Below are 17,726 nucleotides of genomic sequence, written 5' to 3' on the forward strand. Positions count from 1 at the left end.
CGCACCGGGGACGCTCCTGAGCCGAAAGGAACCCCCTCAACGGCGACCGGTGCGAGAACCCGGGAAGATGGACCCGGGTTCTCGCAGCGGTCGTGCCGTCAGTGGATCTGCTCGGGGTGGTGCGCCGTGGCTATCGCGGCGTCGGGGTCGGCGTCCCCGCCGATGGCCAGGTCCTTGCTTTTGGAGTAGGCGACGGCGGCGACGACGATCGTCAGGGCCACCGCCGCGATGCCGTAGCGCAACGGCGAGGAGGCGTCGTTGCCGATGGACAGGGTGACGATGGCGGGTGCAATGAGCACGGAGACGAGGTTCATCACCTTGAGCAGGGGGTTGATGGCCGGTCCGGCGGTGTCCTTGAACGGGTCGCCGACGGTGTCGCCGATGACCGCGGCCGCGTGGGCCTCGGAGCCCTTGCCGCCGTGTGCGCCGTCCTCGACGATTTTCTTGGCGTTGTCCCACGAGCCACCGGAGTTGGCCAGGAAGACGGCCATGAGCGCACCGGCACCGATGGCACCGGCAAGGAACCCGGCCAGGGCGCCGACACCGAGGCCGAAGCCCACAGCGACCGGCATCAGGGCGGCGAGCAGACCCGGCGTCGCGAGCTCGCGCAGCGAGTCACGGGTGCAGATGTCGACGACGCGGCCGTACTCGGGCTTCTCGGTGTAGTTCATGATGCCCGGGTGCTCGCGGAACTGGCGGCGCACCTCGAACACGATGGCGCCGGCTGCCCGGGTCACGGCGTTGATGGCCAGACCGGAGAAGAGGAAGACGACGGCCGCACCGAGGATGACCCCGACGAGCGTGTTGGGGTCGGTGACCAGACCGTAGGCGCTGTTGAGGAAGTCCTGGCCCTCGGCCTCGGTGACCCCCGAGACGTCGAGCGAACGGACCGTGCTCTGCCAGGCGTCGGTGTAGGAGCCGAACAGCGCCGTGGCCGCGAGGACGGCCGTGGCGATCGCGATGCCCTTGGTGATGGCCTTCGTGGTGTTGCCGACGGCGTCGAGCTCGGTGAGGATCTGCGCCCCCTCCTCGTCGACGTCACCCGACATCTCGGCGATGCCCTGGGCGTTGTCGGAGACGGGGCCGAAGGTGTCCATCGCCACGATGACGCCGACGGTGGTCAGCAGGCCACAGCCGGCGAGCGCGATGAGGAACAGCGCCAGGGCCGTCGAGCCGGCACCGAGCAGGAACGCGAGGTAGACCGCACCGGCGATGATGCCGGCGGTGAACACCGCCGACTCCAGACCCACACCGATGCCGGAGAGCACCACCGTGGCGGGGCCGGTCAGGGTGGTGCGGGCGACGTCGAGGGTCGGGCGCTTGTCGGTGCCGGTGTAGTGGCCGGTCAGCCAGAGGATGACGGCGGCGAGCACGATGCCGATGAGCACGGCGAGGACCGCGGTCAGGCGCGGGTCGCCCTCGAGCGCGTTGATCTCCTCGTTGGAGGAGCCGAGCTCGCCGAAGGTCGCGGGCAGGTAGACGTAGGCCGCGATGGCGGACAGCACGGCCGAGATGGCGGCGGAGATGTAGAAGCCGCGGTTGATGGCGCTGAGGGCGTTCTCACCGGGACGGGCCTTGGTGATGAACACGCCGAGGAGCGCGGTGACCGCGCCGATGGCCGGGACGATCAGCGGGAACACCAGGCCGTACTCGCCGAACGCGACCGAGCCGAGGATGAGCGCGGCGACGAGCATGACCGCGTAGGACTCGAAGAGGTCAGCTGCCATGCCGGCGCAGTCACCGACGTTGTCACCGACGTTGTCGGCGATCGTGGCGGCGTTGCGCGGGTCGTCCTCGGGGATGCCGGCCTCGATCTTGCCGACGAGGTCGGCGCCGACGTCCGCGGCCTTGGTGAAGATGCCGCCGCCGACGCGCATGAACATCGCGAGCAGCGCGGCACCGAAGCCGAAGCCCTCGAGGACCTTGGGTGCGTCACCTTCGTAGAGGATGACGACGATGGCTGCGCCGAGCAGGCCCAGCCCGACCGTCGCCATGCCGACGACGCCACCGGTGCGGAAGGCGATCTTCATGCCGGCGTCGCGGCCGTTCTCGCCGCGGGCGGCCGACGCGACGCGCACGTTGGCCTTGACGGCCAGGCTCATGCCCAGGTACCCGATCGCCGCGGAGAACAGCGCGCCGAGGACGAAGAAGCCGGAGCGGCCCCACCGCACGGCGGCATCGTCGGCCGGGAGCAGCAGGAGCAACCCGAAGACCAGAACGACGAAGACGCTGAGGGTCTTGAACTGTCGTGCGAGGAATGCCTGCGCGCCCTCCTCGACGGCAGCGCCGATCTCCTGCATCTTCTCGGTGCCGGGGTCGGCGCTCAGTACCTGGTTCCTGAAGACGAACCCCATGACGAGCGCCACGACCGCGATGGCCGCGACGGTGACGACGAGCGTGAGGTTCGTCCCGGCGAGTTCCAGGGCCGAGCCTGACTCAGCCGAAGCGAGCGCAAGCGGTGCCATTCCATCCTCCTTGACGGGTTGTGCGTCCCGGGGCGAGTCACGCCGACGGCAGGACGCTCGGGCGCACCTTACCGGCCGACACGCCGTCGGCAGACCCCGACGCCGGAGTGACTCAGGTCACCCTCAGGAGGAGAGCGCGTCCTCGCGCGTGTCGTGGATGCCGATCACGGTGTCCAACCCGGTGATCCGGAAGACCCGCAGCACCCGGTCCTGGGTGCAGACGACCCGCAGCCAGCCCGAGTGGTTGCGCACGACCTTCAGGCGCCCGATGAGCACGCCGAGGCCGGTGGAGTCCAGGAAGGTGACGGCGTCGAGGTCGACGACGAGCCGGTTGCGGCCGGCGGCGATCTCCTCGTCGAGGGCTGCACGCAGCTTGGCCGCGGTGTAGACGTCGACCTCACCGCTCACGGTGACGACAGCGACACCGTCCTGCTGGGAGGTGCTCACGGAGAGGTCCACGAGGAGGCACCACTTTCGGTCGTTGCCGCTGTCCACGGACGTTTCACGCGGCAGGGCTGCTGATGGGGGTCGGAGGCACCGCCTACCGTAACCGGCATGTCCGCCGCTGAGAACCACCTCGCCGCACTTGCCGCGGGGGCCCGCAGCGAGCGGCTGCTGCACGTCGAGCGGCTGCCGGCGAGGGACGCGCAGGTGTCGACGTGGCCGGACACGGTTGCCCCCGCGGTGCTCTCGGCGCTGCTCGGGGCGGGGATCGAGGCACCGTGGACCCACCAACGGGCCGCCATCGACCTCGCCGCCGCTGGTGAGCACGTCGTCCTGGCGACAGGCACGGCATCCGGAAAGAGCCTGGGCTACCTCGTCCCGGTGCTCGGAGCCGCGAGCGAGGGCGCCGCCGCCGCCGGAGGTCAAGGCGCGACCGCCATCTACCTCGCGCCCACCAAGGCGCTCGCGGCCGACCAGCTCGCGCGCATCGACGCCCTCGCGGTGCCCGGGGTTCGGGCCGCGACCTATGACGGCGACACCCCGCCCGATGAGCGGCGGTGGACCCGCGACCACGCCAACGTCGTGCTCACCAACCCCGACCTGCTCCACCACTCCCTCCTGCCGGGCCACGAGCGTTGGTCGCGGTTCCTGCGGTCGCTGCGTCACGTCGTCATCGACGAGTGCCACGTCTACCGCGGGGTGTTCGGCTCCCACGTGGCGTCGGTGATCCGCCGGCTGCGCCGGGTCGCGGCTCGCTACGGCGCGTACCCGACGTTCGTGCTCGCGTCCGCGACGGTGAGCGACCCCGCGACCCACGCGTCGCGCCTCGTGGGGATGCCGGTCGCGGCCGTCACGCAGGACGGCTCGCCTCGCGGCGCCCTCACCTTCGCGTTGTGGGAGCCGTCGATCGAGGACGAGCAGCGCCGGTCGGCGACGACGGAGGCCGCGCAGATCGTGGCCGAGCTGGTCCTGCGCGGGGTGCAGGTGGTCGCGTTCGCGCGCAGCCGGGCCGGGGCGGAGTCGCTCGCGAGCAGCGCGCGACGCCGCATCGAGCAGGACGACCCGGCGCTGGCTGCCGGGGTGTCGGCGTACCGCGGCGGCTACCTCCCGGTCGAGCGTCGAGCCCTCGAGGCGAAGCTGCGCGACGGGTCGGTGCGTGGCCTGGCTGCCACGAACGCGCTCGAGCTCGGCATCGACATCAGCGGTCTGGATGCCGTCGTGCTGGCGGGGTGGCCGGGACGCCGCGCGAGCCTGTGGCAGCAGGCGGGGCGTGCGGGTCGCTCCGGCGAGGACTCCTTGGCCGTGTTCGTCGCGGCCGACGACCCGCTCGACACCTTCCTCGTCCGGCATCCCGACGCCGTGTTCGGCTCCCCGGTCGAGGCGACCGTGCTCGACCCCGACAACCCGCACGTGCTGGCGCCTCACCTGGCGGCCGCGGCGGCCGAGCTCCCGCTCACCGAGGGCGACCTGGCGATGTTCGGGCCGCACGCCCGCCGCCTCGTCGAGGCCCTGGTGGCCCGCGGCATCCTTCGTCGCCGCCCGACCGGCTGGTTCTGGGCGCGGGAGGAGCGCCCCGCCGATCACATCTCGCTGCGGGGGGTCACCGACGTCGTCGCGATCGTCGAGGCTCGCACCGGCAGGGTGCTCGGCACGGTCGACGAGGCGTCGGCCCACGGGCAGGTGCACACGGGAGCCGTGCACGTGCACCAGGGCGAGGCATGGGTGGTGACCGAGCTCGACCTGGAGGCCCGGGCCGCCCAGGTGGTGCGCGGCGACCCCGGGTGGTCCACGCACGCACAGTCGGTGAGCCGCTTCGACATCCTCTCCACCGACCGGTCCGTCCAGCGTGCCCACGTCCAGGTGTGTTTCGGCAGCGTGCGGGTGACGACCCAGGTCACCGGGTTCATGCGTCGACTGCCGTCGGGCGAGGTGCTCGGCACCCACCCGCTCGACCTGCCGGAACGATCGCTGACCACCAAGGCGGTGTGGTGGACCGTGACCGATGAAGGGCTCGCGGCAGCGGGTGTCGGGGAGGCGGTGGTCCCCGGGGCGCTGCACGCGGCCGAACACGCCGCCATCGGGATGCTGCCGCTGGTCGCCACCTCGGACAGGTGGGACGTCGGCGGTGTCTCGACGGCACTGCACCCGGACACCGGGATGCCGACCATCATGGTGTTCGACGGCTACCCGGGCGGGGCGGGGTTCGCCGAACGCGGGTTCTCGGACTTCGGGGAGTGGGTGGCCGCGACCCGCGACGCGGTGCTCCACTGCGGGTGCACCACGGGGTGCCCGGCGTGCGTGCAGTCGCCGAAGTGCGGCAACGGCAACGAACCCCTCGACAAGGCCGGTGCCGTCGCTGTTCTGGACCTCGCGCTTGAGCCTGCTGCTCCCGGCGTCTCCGCGCCCTGAGGTGGGTACAGTCGCCGCCATGGTGCTTCTCGGGGTTGTCCTCGTCCTGCTCGCGGTCCTCGCCGGCGTCCTTCTCGTGACGGGAACGGCGTCGATCGATGCCCCGGTCGCGGTGGACCTTCCCTTCGGCACCCTCAGCCTTCCCCCGCTGGCCTTCCTCATCACCGGCATGGTCGTGATCTCGACCTTCTGGCTCGGCTGGGCGGTGCTGCGCGCAGGTCTGCGGCGCCAGAAGCGGCTGCGTGCCCAGGCCACCGAGGACGCCAAGGCCGCCCAGGCAGCACGCGAAGCCGACGCCGAGCGGATGAAGGCCGAGGTCGAGGCACGCGACAAGCAGCTCGCCGAGGAGCGGCGCCAGCACGAGGCCGAGACCGCGGCGTTGCGTCAGCAGGCCGTGGCACCTCGCGACCAGAGCAGCCCACCCACGCCGGGGGCCTGAACACCCGGGCTCCCCGCAGGGGAGCCCGCTCACGGCAACGGTTCGACACCTGCCCGCGAGCGGGCAGAGACGACGCCGGGGCCGGTGAACCAGCCCGGGGCCGTTGACCGGGTGAGCGTCACGGACACCACGACCGTGCCCGCACCGTCAGGACTGCATGACGACAGCGTCGCCGAGTTGGCTGCTGCGACCCGTCGGGCCGCTCCGCAGTCGGGCTCGGCACCGACGGCGAGCGGGCCGGCGGCGGCGAGGGCTGCCAGGTCGGCGGCTCCTCGGGCCACGTGGACATCACGCACGGTGGCGGTCACGACCAGCGCTGCTGCGGCCATGGACAGCACCACGGCGATGGCCGCGACGGCGAGGACGGTGGCGCTCCCCCGCTCTCGGCGCGGCACCGGCGGGAACTTCACCGGGTCACCTCCAGCGACGCGACGGCGGTCGCACGAGGAGGACCGACCACGCCGATCGCCATCACCACGGCGGGCCCGGGCGCGGTGACCGTCACGGTGCCAAACCCACCGCTGCGGCTCACCGCAACGCTCGCCCCGTCGGGAGCCGCACGCAGAGCCTCTCTGACCACCACTGGCTCGGGCTCGGCCCTGGCCACCAGACGCGCCCCGAGCCGGGCGGCGTCGACGCAGCGCACCTGCGACAGGCCCAGGTCGACGGCAGACAACGCCACAACCAGGACGGCGAGCAGGCTCGGGATCGCCACCGCCAACTCGGCGGTCGCCATCCCGCGCTCATGCCGACGCCGCACGGTCAGGCCCCGCTGCCGAGCGCCCCGACGATGATGTCGGACAGGGCGCTCTTGACCGGCCCTGACCGCACCACAGCCAGGAGCAACCCGGCGAAGGCCACAGCGGCCACCGTGCCGACGGCATACTCGGCCGTCGTCATGCCCGCCTCGCCCAGGTCACTGACCCGTCGCGCCAGTCGGCTGATCCTGCGTACCAGTTGTGTCGCCATCGCGACCTCCTCTGCATCCACGAGCGCGTGTCTCGCGCCCCTGGTGAGCACTCTTCGCGACTCGGCTCGCACGCGCTGAGGGCACCGACGAACCTGTGGACGACCCGCACGTCCGTGCCCGCCTGTGGACAGCCACCCCCGACACGACGGCCTTCTGGGGCCGTTCTCTAGGGACTGGCGGCGCTGAGCCCGCCGAGCAACAACAGCACGACGGGCACCACCGTCGTCGCGACGAATCCCGGGAGGAAGCAGGCCCCGAGGGGCAGGACGAGCAGCACGCCGGCTCGCTGCACAGCGGCCTCGACGCGACGGGCCTCTTCGTCGTGCATCCGCCGGGCGGCAGCCGCCAGCAACCCGGCCGGAGCGGCGCCCGCGCTCTGGGCGGCGTGCCACGACACCGCCGCCGTCTGCCACCCCGGGCCCACCCGCGCCCACGCGACGTCACTGGCCTCTCCCCACCGGTGCGCCGCCGCGACGATCGCCAGCTCACGACCAGCAGCATCGGGGCAGAGCCGAGCGACGGCCTCGAGCGCCTCCAGGGACCCCATGCCGCTGCGCAGGGCTGCCGCGACGAGGGCCAGCGCTGCCGCAGCCTCCTCCACCGTGGCCGACTGGTCCCGGGCACCACCTTCCCCGCTCGGCACCTGCTCGCCTGGCCTGCCTCCTGCGCGCGGGGCCCACCTGCCTCCCGACGGCCAGACGAGAACCGACACCGCCGCGAGCGACATCGCCATGGCCACCATGACGCCCCCACCCGCTTCCGGCCCCACGCAGAGCCAGCCCGTCACCCCACGCTCCCGTCTGTGCGGCCTGCCCGCAGTGCCCGCCGAAGCAGGCCTCGCGACCAGGACCAACCGAGCGCGGTGAGCAGCAGACCGACGGCCGCTGCCGCCTGCGCCGGTCCGGTTCCGTAGAGCCGCCCGGGGGTGAGCCCGACGAGCAGGGCGGCGAGTGGCCCTGCGACGGGTAGCGCCGAGAGCAGCCACATCGAGGCCCGCGGGCCCGCGGCGACGACGCCTGCCCGATCACCTGCAGCACGCCGCGCCCGGATGGACTCGGCCGCGGCGGCGGTGACCACGGATGACGCGGCACCTGCCTCCTCGGTGAGTCGCCAGGCCGCCTCGAGGACACGAAGATCGTGACGGTCCTGCGAGGACAGGGCATCCGGCTCGGGCTCGAGGACGAGGACGGCACCACCGGATGAGGCGGACGCCACGATGCGCGGCCCCAGCCACGGAGCCGCCGCCTCGATGCCGGGCGAGCGGGCTGCGACCGACACAGCGGACGGCAGATCGAGCCCGGCCGCAAGACCAACCGCCGTCACCTCGGCGAGATCGGCGACCCAGGGTGGGCGATGCCTGCGCAGCACCCGGTCGCTCACCCGGGCGTGCCACCGCCACCAGGAGCCGCCGGAGGCCGACGAACCGACCGGCTCGAACCGCCCCGCGGCATCCGCCGACCCTCGACTGCCTCGAGCCGGCCAGGCACAGACCGCAAGTGCGGCCAACACCGCCGCGGTCAGCACGGTCGAGCCCAGCCGCACCGTGTCGCGACCAAGGGCAGCAGACTCAGCAGCCGGTCGCGACCTGGACCCGCTCGCAGCCCTCCGCCCCGATCGACGACCGCGTCGACCACCCGGACACAACCGGGGTCGGACGGGTCTGGCACCACCACGCCGATCACGACCACGCGCCGCACACCGTCGCGACGCTCCACGTGCACCACCGCCTGGAGCGCCTGGCGAAGTTGGGCGTGCACGGCGTGGCGTGGCAGCCCGGCCAGCGAACCGAGCGCCTCGAACCTCGCGGGGACCTCCTGCGGGCCGTTGGCGTGCAGCGTGCTCATCCCCCCGTCGTGGCCGGTGTTGAGGGCGGCGAGCAGTTCACGCACCTCGGCACCGCGCACCTCGCCGACGACGAGGCGGTCGGGACGCATCCGCAGGGCTTGTCGCAGCAGGTCGACGAGCGAGACCTCCCCGACTCCCTCGACGTTCGCGCCTCGCCCCTGCAACCTCACGACGTGCGGATGGCTGGGGTCGAGCTCGCGGACGTCCTCGACCACGACGATCCGCTGGGACGGGTCGACCTCCGCGAGCAGCCCAGCCAGGACCGTGGTCTTGCCGGCGCCGGTGCCGCCGGTCACGACGAACGAGACCCTGTCGGTCACGAGCTGGCGCAGGACCACCGCGAGGTCGTGACTCACCGCGCCCAGCCGCACCAGCGCGTCGACACCCTCGGGGTGGTGTCTGGCCAGCCGGAGACTGAGGTGCGGGCCCCCCTCCGCCAGCGGCGGGAGGATCGCGTGGAGCCGCACGCCCCCGGGCAGCACACCGTCCACCCACGGTTGGGCGTCATCGAGGCGCCGACCGGCGAGGCCGGCGAGCCGCACGGCGAGCGGGCGCAGGTCCTGGGGTTCCACCGTTCGCGCCGTGCGCTGCACGCCCGACCCCCGATCGACCCAGACCACCCCGTCCCCGTTGACGAGGACGTCGGTCACTCCGGGATCGGCCACGACCGCTGCGAGCGGCCCCAGGCCGACGAGTCGGTCGAGCAGGTGTTCACGGGCGGACGCCGCACCGTCGGTACCGAGCGTTCCCTCGTGACCCGCGGCGATCTGGGCGACCCGCGCGGTGGTCGGCGGGAGCCCCGCCCGGATGGAGTGCTCGACGGCCCCGTCGAACGGCCTTGGGATGCCGGTCATGACGCCTTCGCGGCGTCGTCGACCACCGCGACCACCGCATCAGCGCACCGTCGCACCTCGTCACGGGCGATCCCCGGGAACAGTCCTCGCTCGGCGTCGCGCGGAACGTGAGGGTCGTCGCGCAGGTGGTGCAGGTGGGCGATGCCGAGGTGCGCCACGACCTCGTCGACGATGCGAGCGGCGCTTCGCGGGCCGCGGGTGATCAGGCGCAGGTCCACGGGTGCGCGGACCTGTTCAGCGTGGTCCAGCAGGTGAGCGACCGCTGCATAAGCGTCGGCCAGGGCGCGGGTGCGCAGCCCGCTCAGCACGAGCACCAGTGGATGGTGACCGAGCACCGCGGGCAGCACGAGGCTCCCCAGCGGCAGGTCGACGACGAGCCGGGCGGGGCCCTCGGCCAAGGAGCCGAGGACGTCCTGGACCGCCCTTTCCGAGATATCGGGGCCGGCGCCACCCCGGGCGGACAACACGTGCACGCCGTCCTCGGTCGGCAACCGGGCAGCAAGCGCACCCGGTGGCAGGCGCCCACGCACCTCACACAGGTCGTTCCACCGCTGCCCGGGCAGGTGCTCGACCCCCGCTGTGACCTCCAGGCCTCCCCTCGTCAGGTCGAGGTCCGCGACGACGGCGTCGGGGCCCGTCGCGGCAAGACGCCGGGCAACGGCGAGCGCGAGGGTGCTGGCGCCCAGGCCTCCCGAGGCCCCGACGACGGCGATAACGGACTGTGGTGACATGCACCGACCCTCGCCGGGATCGGGTGATCACGCGAGGCGCGGCGGCCGTCCTGTGGACAACCACCTCGCCATCGGCCTGCTGTGGACAACAGCCCCTGATGCACCCTTGGTTCAACCTGTGGCGGACGAACTGTTTCCGGACATGGGACGGCCCCGGTCGGGGGGACAACCGGGGCCGTCGGCGAGCCGAGCTCCGGGGGGGAGAAGCCGGTCCGCCGTTCGCTCAACCCCGAAGGGGAGCGAGTAGTCATATCGTGCTCTACGACCGGACTCCGACGCAAGCCCTTGGTCGAAACAATTGAAAATGTTCTCAACGCATCCACAGTTCAACTAAATCCGTAGGTTCTGCCCAGACCGTTTAACGATCTACGACCCAATCGCACGCCGGGTCGACGCGTTGCGTGGTCGCGACGACGGCAGCTGCCATGAGCAGGACCCTGATCGACACGTCCTTGGTGGCGAAAACCTCATGTGTCAGGGCCCAGACGCCCCGCGAGCACCGCATCGGCGACCGACTCGCCCTGGGCTGCGGCCGCGCGCACCGCCTCGCAGCAGTGCGAGATCCACAGTCCCACGCCGACGGCATCCCCACGGCCGTAGGCGGCGAGCGCCCCGAGGTAGGCCGCTCCCCCGCCTGCCGCATGACCACTCTCGGTGACGGCCACGCCCGTCGGGTCGAGCCCACCGGCTCGCACGACGGCCCGGTCCAACGCCCGCGCCACGACCGCGTTCCCGCGCACGAACGGCCGCACGGTCGCGAGCTCGGCGTGCACTACCGCCGCCGCCACGACCACGGGGAGCGTCGGCACCGCCACCAGCACGTCCGCGACGTCACGAAGCCGAGCCGCAACCTCATTGGCCGCCGGGGCCGCCCCGAGATCGGTCAGCTCGAGGGACTCCTCACCGGGCAGGCGCGGCCGCCCGAGGGCACGATCGGCCACCAGCCCCGCCGCTGCGGCGGTGTGCAGCCGGGCCAATGCTTGCAGTGGTGCTGTGAGCACGATGCCCGCCACGTGTTCGGTCTCCGCGGTCGCCGCGAGCACCCCCCGCATCGTCAGTTCGACCGGGTCGGGATCGGCCGACCAGGTGGCCGCCCCCCGGACCACGTCGCGCAGGACGTCGACCGGCACGCTCGCGCCCTCGAGCTCGCCGCTGGCGTGGGCACCTCGCACGCGGGACTCGGCTGCGGCCTCGGGGATCCGCTTGCGCAGGGCCTGGTGCCACCGCAGGCGGGTACAGGCCTCACGAGCGGCCTCGACCTGCTCGGGGATGCCGGGCAGCTCGGCCAGTCGGGAGACTGCGGCGACGATCGGGCTCTTCGAAGGCACCCGTGCAGACTAGTTCGCGGGCACCCGCACGCCCGCGAGCTGGCGCGAACGCGCCACGAGGCGGCCCGCGGAGTCCCACACGGCGGCATCCTCGATGAGCAGGTCACCCACCACGGTGTCCGTCGTGAGCTCGGCGAGCAACCACCCCGGCGCGGGTCGGCCGAGCACCTGTCCCGTGAGCTCCATGGTCGGCGCCCAACCCGGCACCCCGAGGTCGAAGGAGACCGGCATGAAGGCGTCGACGACGTAGGGCAGCAGCGCGGCAGTCGGCTCGCGGCCGTCGGCCATCCGCAACCAGGCGAGGATGACCCCGCGCTGACTGGGCTTGCCGACCGCGAACCCGATGGTGGCGGGGTCCACCCGCACGTCGAGGCGGTCGAGCATGACGATGGCCGTGGCGACCGGCGACGAGTCGCGGCGCGCCGGCACGCAGGCGTCCGGGTCGGGCATCGACGGCGGGGCCGGAGCGCGGTGCACCGGCTCGGCCCGGTCGAGGCTGCCGAAGGTGCCGGTGACCCGGACCCGCTCGACGAGCCCGTCGCCGTCCGGCTGGCGCAGGCGCACGGTCGCCGACGACGCACCGCGACCCACCCGCAGCACCTCGACGTCCACCTGGAGCGGGCCCGGCCTGGCCGCCGAGAGGAAGTGCGCGCCCCACGTGAGCACGTCCGGGTGCCCCACGGCAGACAGGACCTCGGATGCCGCGGACGTCGCCGTCGCCATGAGCACGCCACCGTTGACGGCGTGCCCGATGACCCACCCCTCGTCGAGGTGCCCGTGGGCCACACCGGTCGCGCCCGCGACCGCGGGCACCACGGCATCCCACGTGACGGCTGTCGCCTCGTCGAACTCCGGCATCGCTGCGCCTCCCTCGTCCTCGGGCCGCCGCGACCACCTGTCCCGTCGGCTGCGCTCGACCCTATGGTGAGCGCATGACAGGGAGCATCCACTGGCCGACGGCGGTGCTCGTCGCCGGCACCCTGATCCTGTTGTGGATCTCCTGGCTGCTGCTGCGGCGCAGCCGGCGACGTGGGTTCCTCTCCGAAGTGGACCGCGCCACGTACGCCACCCTCCACACGGCATCCCTGGCCTCCCAGCACCTCGCGGACGGCCTCACCCCGGATGCCGCCGAGCGCGCCGGCCGGCACCTGCTCTCCATCCTGGGCGCGCACGCCGTCTCCCTGTCCGACACCGGTGGGGTGTTGTCGTGGACGGGCGTCGGCGAGCACCACCGCGCGGTGGCCTTCGACCTCGGCGACGAGACCCGGGCCACCGGCCGCACGGTCGTGCACGGCTCGACCCGGATCACCTGCGACGACGACACCTGCCCGATCCGGGCCGCCGTCACGGCCCCGCTGGTCATGGACGACCTCGTCGTCGGGACGCTCAGCGCCTGGACCGAGCAACCGTCACCGGGGCTCGCGAAGGCCACGGAGGAGGTCGCCGCCTGGGTCTCCAGCCAGCTCGCCCTCGCCGAGCTCGCGCGCACGCGCACCCGGGTCATGGAGGCCGAGCTGAGGGCCCTGCGCGCACAGATCAGCCCGCACTTCATCTACAACAGCCTCGCGGCGATCGCGTCGTTCGTGCGCACCGACCCCGACCGCGCCCGCGAGCTGCTCATCGACTTCGCCGACTTCACCCGCTACTCGCTGCGAGCGGGGGGCGCGTTCACGACGCTGGCCGAGGAGCTGCGCAACGTCGAGCGCTACCTCATCCTCGAACAGGCCCGCTTCGGCGACCGGCTCCAGACCTCGCTGCTCATCGCACCCGAGGTGCTGCCCGTGACGGTGCCCTACCTCGCCGTGCAGCCCCTGGTCGAGAACGCCGTGCGGCACGGGCTCGCCGGCAAGGAGGGGGTCGGCCGGCTGACCATCACCGCGGCCGATCGCGGCCCCGACGCCGAGATCTCCATCGAGGACGACGGCATCGGCGCCGACCCCCAGCGCATCCGCTCCATCCTCGACGGGGCCCACGCCACCGACTCGGTCGGCCTCGGCAACGTCGACGCCCGCCTGCGCCAGGTCTACGGTGACGAGTTCGGGCTCGTCGTCGAGACCGCCCCGGGAGCGGGCACGAAGGTGAGCTTCCGTGTGCCGAAGTTCGCACCCGGCATCCACGCGGACGGCTAGACGAGGGCAATAGGCTGCGCCCATGTCCACCAACGAGGCCGGGCTCATCGCGCTCGTCGTCGACGACGAGCTCCCCGCGCTGTCCGACCTCGGGTACCTCCTCGAGCGCGACGAGCGCATCGCGGAGGTCATCACGGCATCCAGCGGCACCGAGGCGCTCCAGGTGCTCGACGGGCGCGACGTCGACGTCGTGTTCAGCGACATCTCGATGCCGGGGCTCGACGGGATGGCCCTGGCCCGGGTGATCTCGCGGTTCGCCGTGCGCCCGCAGATCGTCTTCGTCACCGCCCACGACCAGCACGCCGTCGACGCGTTCGCCCTCGCCGCCACCGACTACGTCATGAAGCCGGTGCGCACCGAACGACTCTCCGAGGCGGTTCGCCGGGTCGTGCGAACCCGCAACGAACTCGCTGCCACGGCTGCCGCGGCCGCCGCACCGACGGGCGCGGCACCGGGCCCGGGCGGGCGACCCGGCCCGAACCAGCCCGCGGCGCCCCCGCCCCCGCCGGAGGACGAGACGATCCCGGTCGAGCTGGGCGGGGTCACCCGGTTCATCACCCGCAACCAGATCCGCTACGCCCAGGCCCACGGCGACTACGCGCGGCTGCACACCGAGACCGGGTCGCACCTCGTGCGCGTGCCGCTCAGCGTGCTCGAGGAGCGTTGGGCCGAGCACGGGTTCGTGCGCATCCACCGCAGCACCCTCGTCGCCCTCCCCCACGTGAGCGAGGTGCGCATGGACCACGGCCGGTGCTCGGTCGTCGTGGGCGCCATCGAGTTGCAGGTGAGCCGCCGCCACACCAAGGAACTGCGTGACACGCTGCTGCGGCGGCCGATCGGCGACCGGCGCCCGTCCGGGGGCTGAGCGTGAGCGTGACCGGCGGGGAGCCACCGCAACGCGTGCGGGTGACGAGCTCGCGGCGCAGCGCCGCCCCGATGCACGCCCGCCCGGTCACCCGTGACCTCGACGAGCAGACCGGCCTCGGCGACGTCTACCTCGCGGGGTTGATGCGGGCCCAGCTGAGGCTGTCACTCGCGGTGCTCGGCCTGACCATCGGCGGGCTCGCCGCCCTCCCCGTGGTGCTCACCCTGGTCCCGGCGACCCGCACCCTCACCGTGCTCTGGGTGCCCTTTCCCTGGCTGGCCCTCGGGGTGCTCGTCTACCCGTGCGCGTGGTTCCTCGCGCGCTGGTACACCCGCCAGGCCGAGCGGATCGAGGCCGACTTCGCCGAGGTCGTCGAGTCGTCGTGAACAACCCCCTCTCCTTGGCCGCCGTCGCGCTCGTGTGCCTCACCACGCTCATCGTCGGCGGCCTCGGGCTGCGGATGTCACGTCGCACGAGCGACTTCTACGTCGCCGGCCGCACGGTCTCGCCACGGCTGAACGCCTCGGCCATCGGCGGGGAGTACCTGTCGGCCGCCAGCTTCCTCGGCGTGGCCGGCCTGGTCTACGACCGAGGGGTCGACATGCTGTGGCTGCCCGTCGGCTACACACTGGGCTACCTCGTCCTCCTCGTCGTCGTCGCGGCCCCGATGCGCCGGTCCGGGGCGTACACGCTGCCCGACTTCGCCGAGGCCCGGCTGGGTTCGCGCTCGATCCGCCTCGTGTCGTCGACGCTGGTCATCGCGATCGGCTGGCTCTACCTCGTGCCGCAGTTCCAGGGGGCGAGCCTGACCCTCACCCTCGTGACCGGCGCCCCGCCCTGGGTCGGCGGCTTCATCGTCATGGTCGTGATCGCCCTGGCCGTCGGCGCAGGTGGGATGCGCTCGATCACCTTCGTGCAGGCGGTCCAGTACTGGATCAAGCTGACCGCGCTGGCGGTGCCGGCGTTCGTCCTGCTGGCGCTGTGGTTCCGATCGGGTTCACCTGCCCCCCAGGTCGACCCGTCGTGGCACCTGCCGCTGCGCCCCACCGGGCCCGACGACCACCCGTGGTACCGCACGGCATCCACCGTTCTCGCCCTGTGCCTCGGGACCATGGGCCTGCCCCACGTCCTCGTCCGGTACTACACCAACCCCGACGGCAACGGCGCCCGCCGCACCACCGTCACGGTGCTGGCGCTGCTCGGTGCGTTCTACGTCATCCCGCCCGTCTACGGGGCGTTGGGCCGGATCGCCTACCCGACCCTGCCCGACGGCATGGGCTCGGACACGATCGTGCTGCAACTGCCCGAGACCATGGTCGACGGGCTGCCCGGGCAGCTGCTCACGGCGATGCTCGCGGGAGGCGCGTTCGCCGCGTTCCTGTCCACGGCATCCGGCCTGGCGATGTCGGTGACCGGCGTGCTCGACCAGGAGCTGCTGCGCCCTCGACTCGCCCGCTTCGCCGGCGGTGACGTGCCGGGAGTGCGCGGTTTTCGGGTCGCCGCGGTGCTGGCCGTGGTGCTGCCCTACCTCGTGAGCCGCGTGTCCCAACCGCTGGGGCTCGCGACGACGGTGGGGCTCGCCTTCGCCGTCGCCGCGGCGACGTTCGCCCCGCTGCTCATGCTCGGGGTGTGGTGGCGCCGGCTGTCGACGTGGGGCGCGATGGCCGGGCTCCTCGTCGGAGGGATCAGCGCGGGTGGCTCGATCCTCATCACGGTGTTCGCTCCACCGCTCGGCGGCTGGCCCGAGGCGCTGCTCGCCAACCCCGCGATGTGGGCGACCCCCCTGGCCCTCGCGACCTCGATCGCCGTCTCGCTCGCGACCCCGGACCGCATCCCGCCCGGCACGACCCGCACGATGGTGCGGCTGCACACCCCTGAACGCGTCGCCCTGAGGATGCGCACCCGCGACTGAAAACTCCGAGCACCCCCCCCAGCAGTCGAGAGGAGGCGAATCGCCGCAAGGGCGGACGCTCAGACGGCGATTCGTCTACTTTCGACGGGCGGATGCCGTCAGCCCACCGCCGCTCGCGCGGCCACGAACGCGTCGACGCACTCCCAGACGTCCGCCTCCGAGTGGGCCGCCGACAGCTGCACCCGGATGCGCGCCTTGCCGCGCGGCACCACGGGGAAGCTGAACGCGACGACGTAGACCCCGGCCGCGAGCATGTGGTCGGCCACCTCGGCAGCCTGCCGAGCCCCGTCCTCACCCGGGAACATGACCGGGGTGATCGGGTGGGATCCGGGCAACAGCTCGAACCCAGCATCCGTCATGAGGTCGCGGAAGAGGGCCGAGTTGGCCTGCAAGGTCTCTCGGGCGTCGCTCGAGCCCGACACGAGGTCGAGGGCTGCCAGTGAACCGGCCACCACCGCGGGGGCCACCGAGTTCGAGAACAGGTACGGCCGGGCGCGCTGACGCAGCAGGTCGACGACCTCCTGGTGGCTGGTGACGTACCCGCCCGAGGCGCCCCCGAGGGCCTTGCCGAGGGTGCCGGTGATGATGTCGACGCGGTCCATGACGCCGAACAGCTCGGGCGTGCCCCGGCCACCCTCCCCGACGAAGCCGACCGCGTGCGAGTCGTCGACGAGCACCATCGCCTCGTACTCGTCGGCCAGGTCGCAGATCTGGTCGAGCGGGGCGTACGACCCGTCCATCGAGAAGACCCCGTCGGTGACGACGCACACGCGCCGTGCGCCGCCGGCCCGGGCCGCCTCGAGTTGGGCCCGCAGGTCAGCCATGTCGGCGTTCCTGTACCGGAACCGGGCGGCCTTGCTGAGCCGGATGCCGTCGATGATCGACGCGTGGTTGAGCTCGTCGGACACGATCGCGTCCTGCGCGCCGAAGAGCACCTCGAACACCCCGCCGTTGGCGTCGAAGCACGAGCCGAACAGGATGGTCGCCTCCATGCCGAGGAACTGCGACAACCGCTGCTCGAGCAGCGTGTGCTGGGTCTGCGTGCCGCAGATGAAACGCACCGAGGCCATGCCGAACCCCCACTCGTCCAGGGCGTTTCGGCTGGCAGCCACGACGTCGGGGTGGTCGGCGAACCCCAGGTAGTTGTTGGCGCAGAAGTTCAGCGACGAGCCGCCTGCCGTGCCGACGTGGGCGGCCTGCGGTGTCGTGAGCTCACGCTCGCGCTTGTACAGGCCGGCATCCTCGATCTCCTTGAGGGTGGCCGCGAGCTCGTCCTTGACGGTGCCGTACACGTCGCCTCCAGCGTGGTCGTCAGCGGCAGCGCTGGGCTGCGCC

The 17,726-nt window shown here is 72.6% G+C and carries 18 protein-coding genes; 6 read left to right on the top strand and 12 right to left on the bottom strand.

What is annotated here, in order from left to right; genetic code table 11:
- Positions 1–98: 98 nt before the first annotated feature.
- A complete protein-coding gene (locus C8E84_RS09225) occupies positions 99–2,465 on the bottom strand; it encodes a sodium-translocating pyrophosphatase (protein ID WP_159901482.1) in 2,367 nt (788 codons plus the stop codon).
- Between the two features lie 123 nt (positions 2,466–2,588).
- Positions 2,589–2,912, bottom strand: coding sequence for an STAS domain-containing protein (locus C8E84_RS09230; protein ID WP_281348931.1), 324 nt, complete (start codon positions 2,910–2,912; stop codon positions 2,589–2,591).
- Positions 2,913–3,020: 108 nt separating this feature from the next.
- Here C8E84_RS09230 and C8E84_RS09235 point away from each other — a divergent pair, with 108 nt between their 5' ends.
- Positions 3,021–5,318 carry a DEAD/DEAH box helicase gene (locus C8E84_RS09235; RefSeq protein WP_159901486.1) on the top strand — a complete coding sequence of 766 codons (2,298 nt, stop codon included), beginning with the start codon at positions 3,021–3,023 and terminating at the stop codon, positions 5,316–5,318.
- A 19-nt stretch (positions 5,319–5,337) separates the two neighbouring features.
- Positions 5,338–5,757 (top strand): hypothetical protein, encoded by a 420-nt coding sequence (locus C8E84_RS09240; protein WP_159901488.1) that lies wholly within the window; start codon positions 5,338–5,340, stop codon positions 5,755–5,757.
- Positions 5,758–5,786: 29 nt separating this feature from the next.
- Here C8E84_RS09240 and C8E84_RS09245 read toward each other — a convergent pair whose 3' ends face one another.
- The 9 genes from C8E84_RS09245 to C8E84_RS09285 form a co-directional block, all read right to left on the bottom strand.
- Positions 5,787–6,167 (bottom strand): Rv3654c family TadE-like protein, encoded by a 381-nt coding sequence (locus C8E84_RS09245; protein WP_159901490.1) that lies wholly within the window; start codon positions 6,165–6,167, stop codon positions 5,787–5,789.
- Complete coding sequence (locus tag C8E84_RS09250; RefSeq protein ID WP_159901492.1) at positions 6,164–6,493, bottom strand: TadE family type IV pilus minor pilin; 330 nt, start codon at positions 6,491–6,493, stop codon at positions 6,164–6,166. The genes C8E84_RS09245 and C8E84_RS09250 overlap by 4 nt, the downstream gene beginning before the upstream one ends.
- A gap of 26 nt (positions 6,494–6,519) precedes the next feature.
- Positions 6,520–6,726 (bottom strand): DUF4244 domain-containing protein, encoded by a 207-nt coding sequence (locus C8E84_RS09255; RefSeq protein WP_159901494.1) that lies wholly within the window; start codon positions 6,724–6,726, stop codon positions 6,520–6,522.
- 167 nt (positions 6,727–6,893) lie between these two features.
- The gene (locus C8E84_RS09260; protein WP_159901496.1) at positions 6,894–7,370 is read right to left on the bottom strand and encodes a type II secretion system F family protein; all 477 of its coding nucleotides are present in this window, start codon (positions 7,368–7,370) and stop codon (positions 6,894–6,896) included.
- A 140-nt stretch (positions 7,371–7,510) separates the two neighbouring features.
- Complete coding sequence (locus tag C8E84_RS09265; RefSeq protein ID WP_159901498.1) at positions 7,511–8,251, bottom strand: hypothetical protein; 741 nt, start codon at positions 8,249–8,251, stop codon at positions 7,511–7,513.
- Positions 8,245–9,426, bottom strand: coding sequence for a TadA family conjugal transfer-associated ATPase (locus C8E84_RS09270; protein WP_159901500.1), 1,182 nt, complete (start codon positions 9,424–9,426; stop codon positions 8,245–8,247). Before C8E84_RS09270 ends, C8E84_RS09265 begins: the two co-directional genes overlap by 7 nt.
- A complete protein-coding gene (locus C8E84_RS09275; protein ID WP_159901502.1) occupies positions 9,423–10,157 on the bottom strand; it encodes a CpaE-like family protein in 735 nt (244 codons plus the stop codon). Before C8E84_RS09275 ends, C8E84_RS09270 begins: the two co-directional genes overlap by 4 nt.
- A 467-nt stretch (positions 10,158–10,624) precedes the next feature.
- On the bottom strand, positions 10,625–11,485 hold the full coding sequence (locus C8E84_RS09280) for a hypothetical protein (protein WP_159901504.1): 861 nt from the start codon (positions 11,483–11,485) through the stop codon (positions 10,625–10,627).
- A 9-nt stretch (positions 11,486–11,494) separates the two neighbouring features.
- Complete coding sequence (locus C8E84_RS09285; RefSeq protein WP_159901506.1) at positions 11,495–12,343, bottom strand: thioesterase family protein; 849 nt, start codon at positions 12,341–12,343, stop codon at positions 11,495–11,497.
- Between the two features lie 74 nt (positions 12,344–12,417).
- Here C8E84_RS09285 and C8E84_RS09290 point away from each other — a divergent pair, with 74 nt between their 5' ends.
- The 4 genes from C8E84_RS09290 to C8E84_RS09305 are packed head-to-tail and all read left to right on the top strand — an operon-like array spanning position 12,418 to position 16,391.
- Positions 12,418–13,614, top strand: a complete 1,197-nt coding sequence (locus C8E84_RS09290; RefSeq protein WP_211675458.1) for a sensor histidine kinase — start codon at positions 12,418–12,420, stop codon at positions 13,612–13,614.
- A gap of 22 nt (positions 13,615–13,636) precedes the next feature.
- Positions 13,637–14,479, top strand: coding sequence for a LytR/AlgR family response regulator transcription factor (locus tag C8E84_RS09295; RefSeq protein WP_159901508.1), 843 nt, complete (start codon positions 13,637–13,639; stop codon positions 14,477–14,479).
- Between the two features lie 2 nt (positions 14,480–14,481).
- On the top strand, positions 14,482–14,865 hold the full coding sequence (locus C8E84_RS09300; protein WP_246196863.1) for a hypothetical protein: 384 nt from the start codon (positions 14,482–14,484) through the stop codon (positions 14,863–14,865).
- The gene (locus C8E84_RS09305) at positions 14,862–16,391 is read left to right on the top strand and encodes a sodium/solute symporter (RefSeq protein WP_246196864.1); all 1,530 of its coding nucleotides are present in this window, start codon (positions 14,862–14,864) and stop codon (positions 16,389–16,391) included. The genes C8E84_RS09300 and C8E84_RS09305 overlap by 4 nt, the downstream gene beginning before the upstream one ends.
- Before the next feature lie 98 nt (positions 16,392–16,489).
- On the opposite strand, the gene C8E84_RS09310 is transcribed toward C8E84_RS09305, so the two are convergent.
- A complete protein-coding gene (locus C8E84_RS09310; protein ID WP_159904677.1) occupies positions 16,490–17,683 on the bottom strand; it encodes a glycine C-acetyltransferase in 1,194 nt (397 codons plus the stop codon).
- Positions 17,684–17,726 lie beyond the last annotated feature (43 nt).

Origin of the sequence: Ornithinibacter aureus (genome assembly GCF_009858245.1) — a bacterium.
GTDB classification, from domain to species: Bacteria; Actinomycetota; Actinomycetes; order Actinomycetales; family Dermatophilaceae; genus Fodinibacter; species Fodinibacter aureus.

What these genes read in the sequence shown, in the direction of transcription:
- C8E84_RS09225 (WP_159901482.1), bottom strand. Translation starts at nt 2,465, where the DNA reads ATGGCACCGCTTGCGCTCGCTTCGGCTGAGTCAGGCTCGGCCCTGGAA.
- C8E84_RS09235 (WP_159901486.1), top strand. Translation starts at nt 3,021, where the DNA reads ATGTCCGCCGCTGAGAACCACCTCGCCGCACTTGCCGCGGGGGCCCGC.
- C8E84_RS09240 (WP_159901488.1), top strand. Translation starts at nt 5,338, where the DNA reads ATGGTGCTTCTCGGGGTTGTCCTCGTCCTGCTCGCGGTCCTCGCCGGC.
- C8E84_RS09250 (WP_159901492.1), bottom strand. Translation starts at nt 6,493, where the DNA reads ATGGCGACCGCCGAGTTGGCGGTGGCGATCCCGAGCCTGCTCGCCGTC.
- C8E84_RS09255 (WP_159901494.1), bottom strand. Translation starts at nt 6,726, where the DNA reads ATGGCGACACAACTGGTACGCAGGATCAGCCGACTGGCGCGACGGGTC.
- C8E84_RS09270 (WP_159901500.1), bottom strand. Translation starts at nt 9,426, where the DNA reads ATGACCGGCATCCCAAGGCCGTTCGACGGGGCCGTCGAGCACTCCATC.
- C8E84_RS09275 (WP_159901502.1), bottom strand. Translation starts at nt 10,157, where the DNA reads ATGTCACCACAGTCCGTTATCGCCGTCGTCGGGGCCTCGGGAGGCCTG.
- C8E84_RS09285 (WP_159901506.1), bottom strand. Translation starts at nt 12,343, where the DNA reads ATGCCGGAGTTCGACGAGGCGACAGCCGTCACGTGGGATGCCGTGGTG.
- C8E84_RS09290 (WP_211675458.1), top strand. Translation starts at nt 12,418, where the DNA reads ATGACAGGGAGCATCCACTGGCCGACGGCGGTGCTCGTCGCCGGCACC.
- C8E84_RS09295 (WP_159901508.1), top strand. Translation starts at nt 13,637, where the DNA reads ATGTCCACCAACGAGGCCGGGCTCATCGCGCTCGTCGTCGACGACGAG.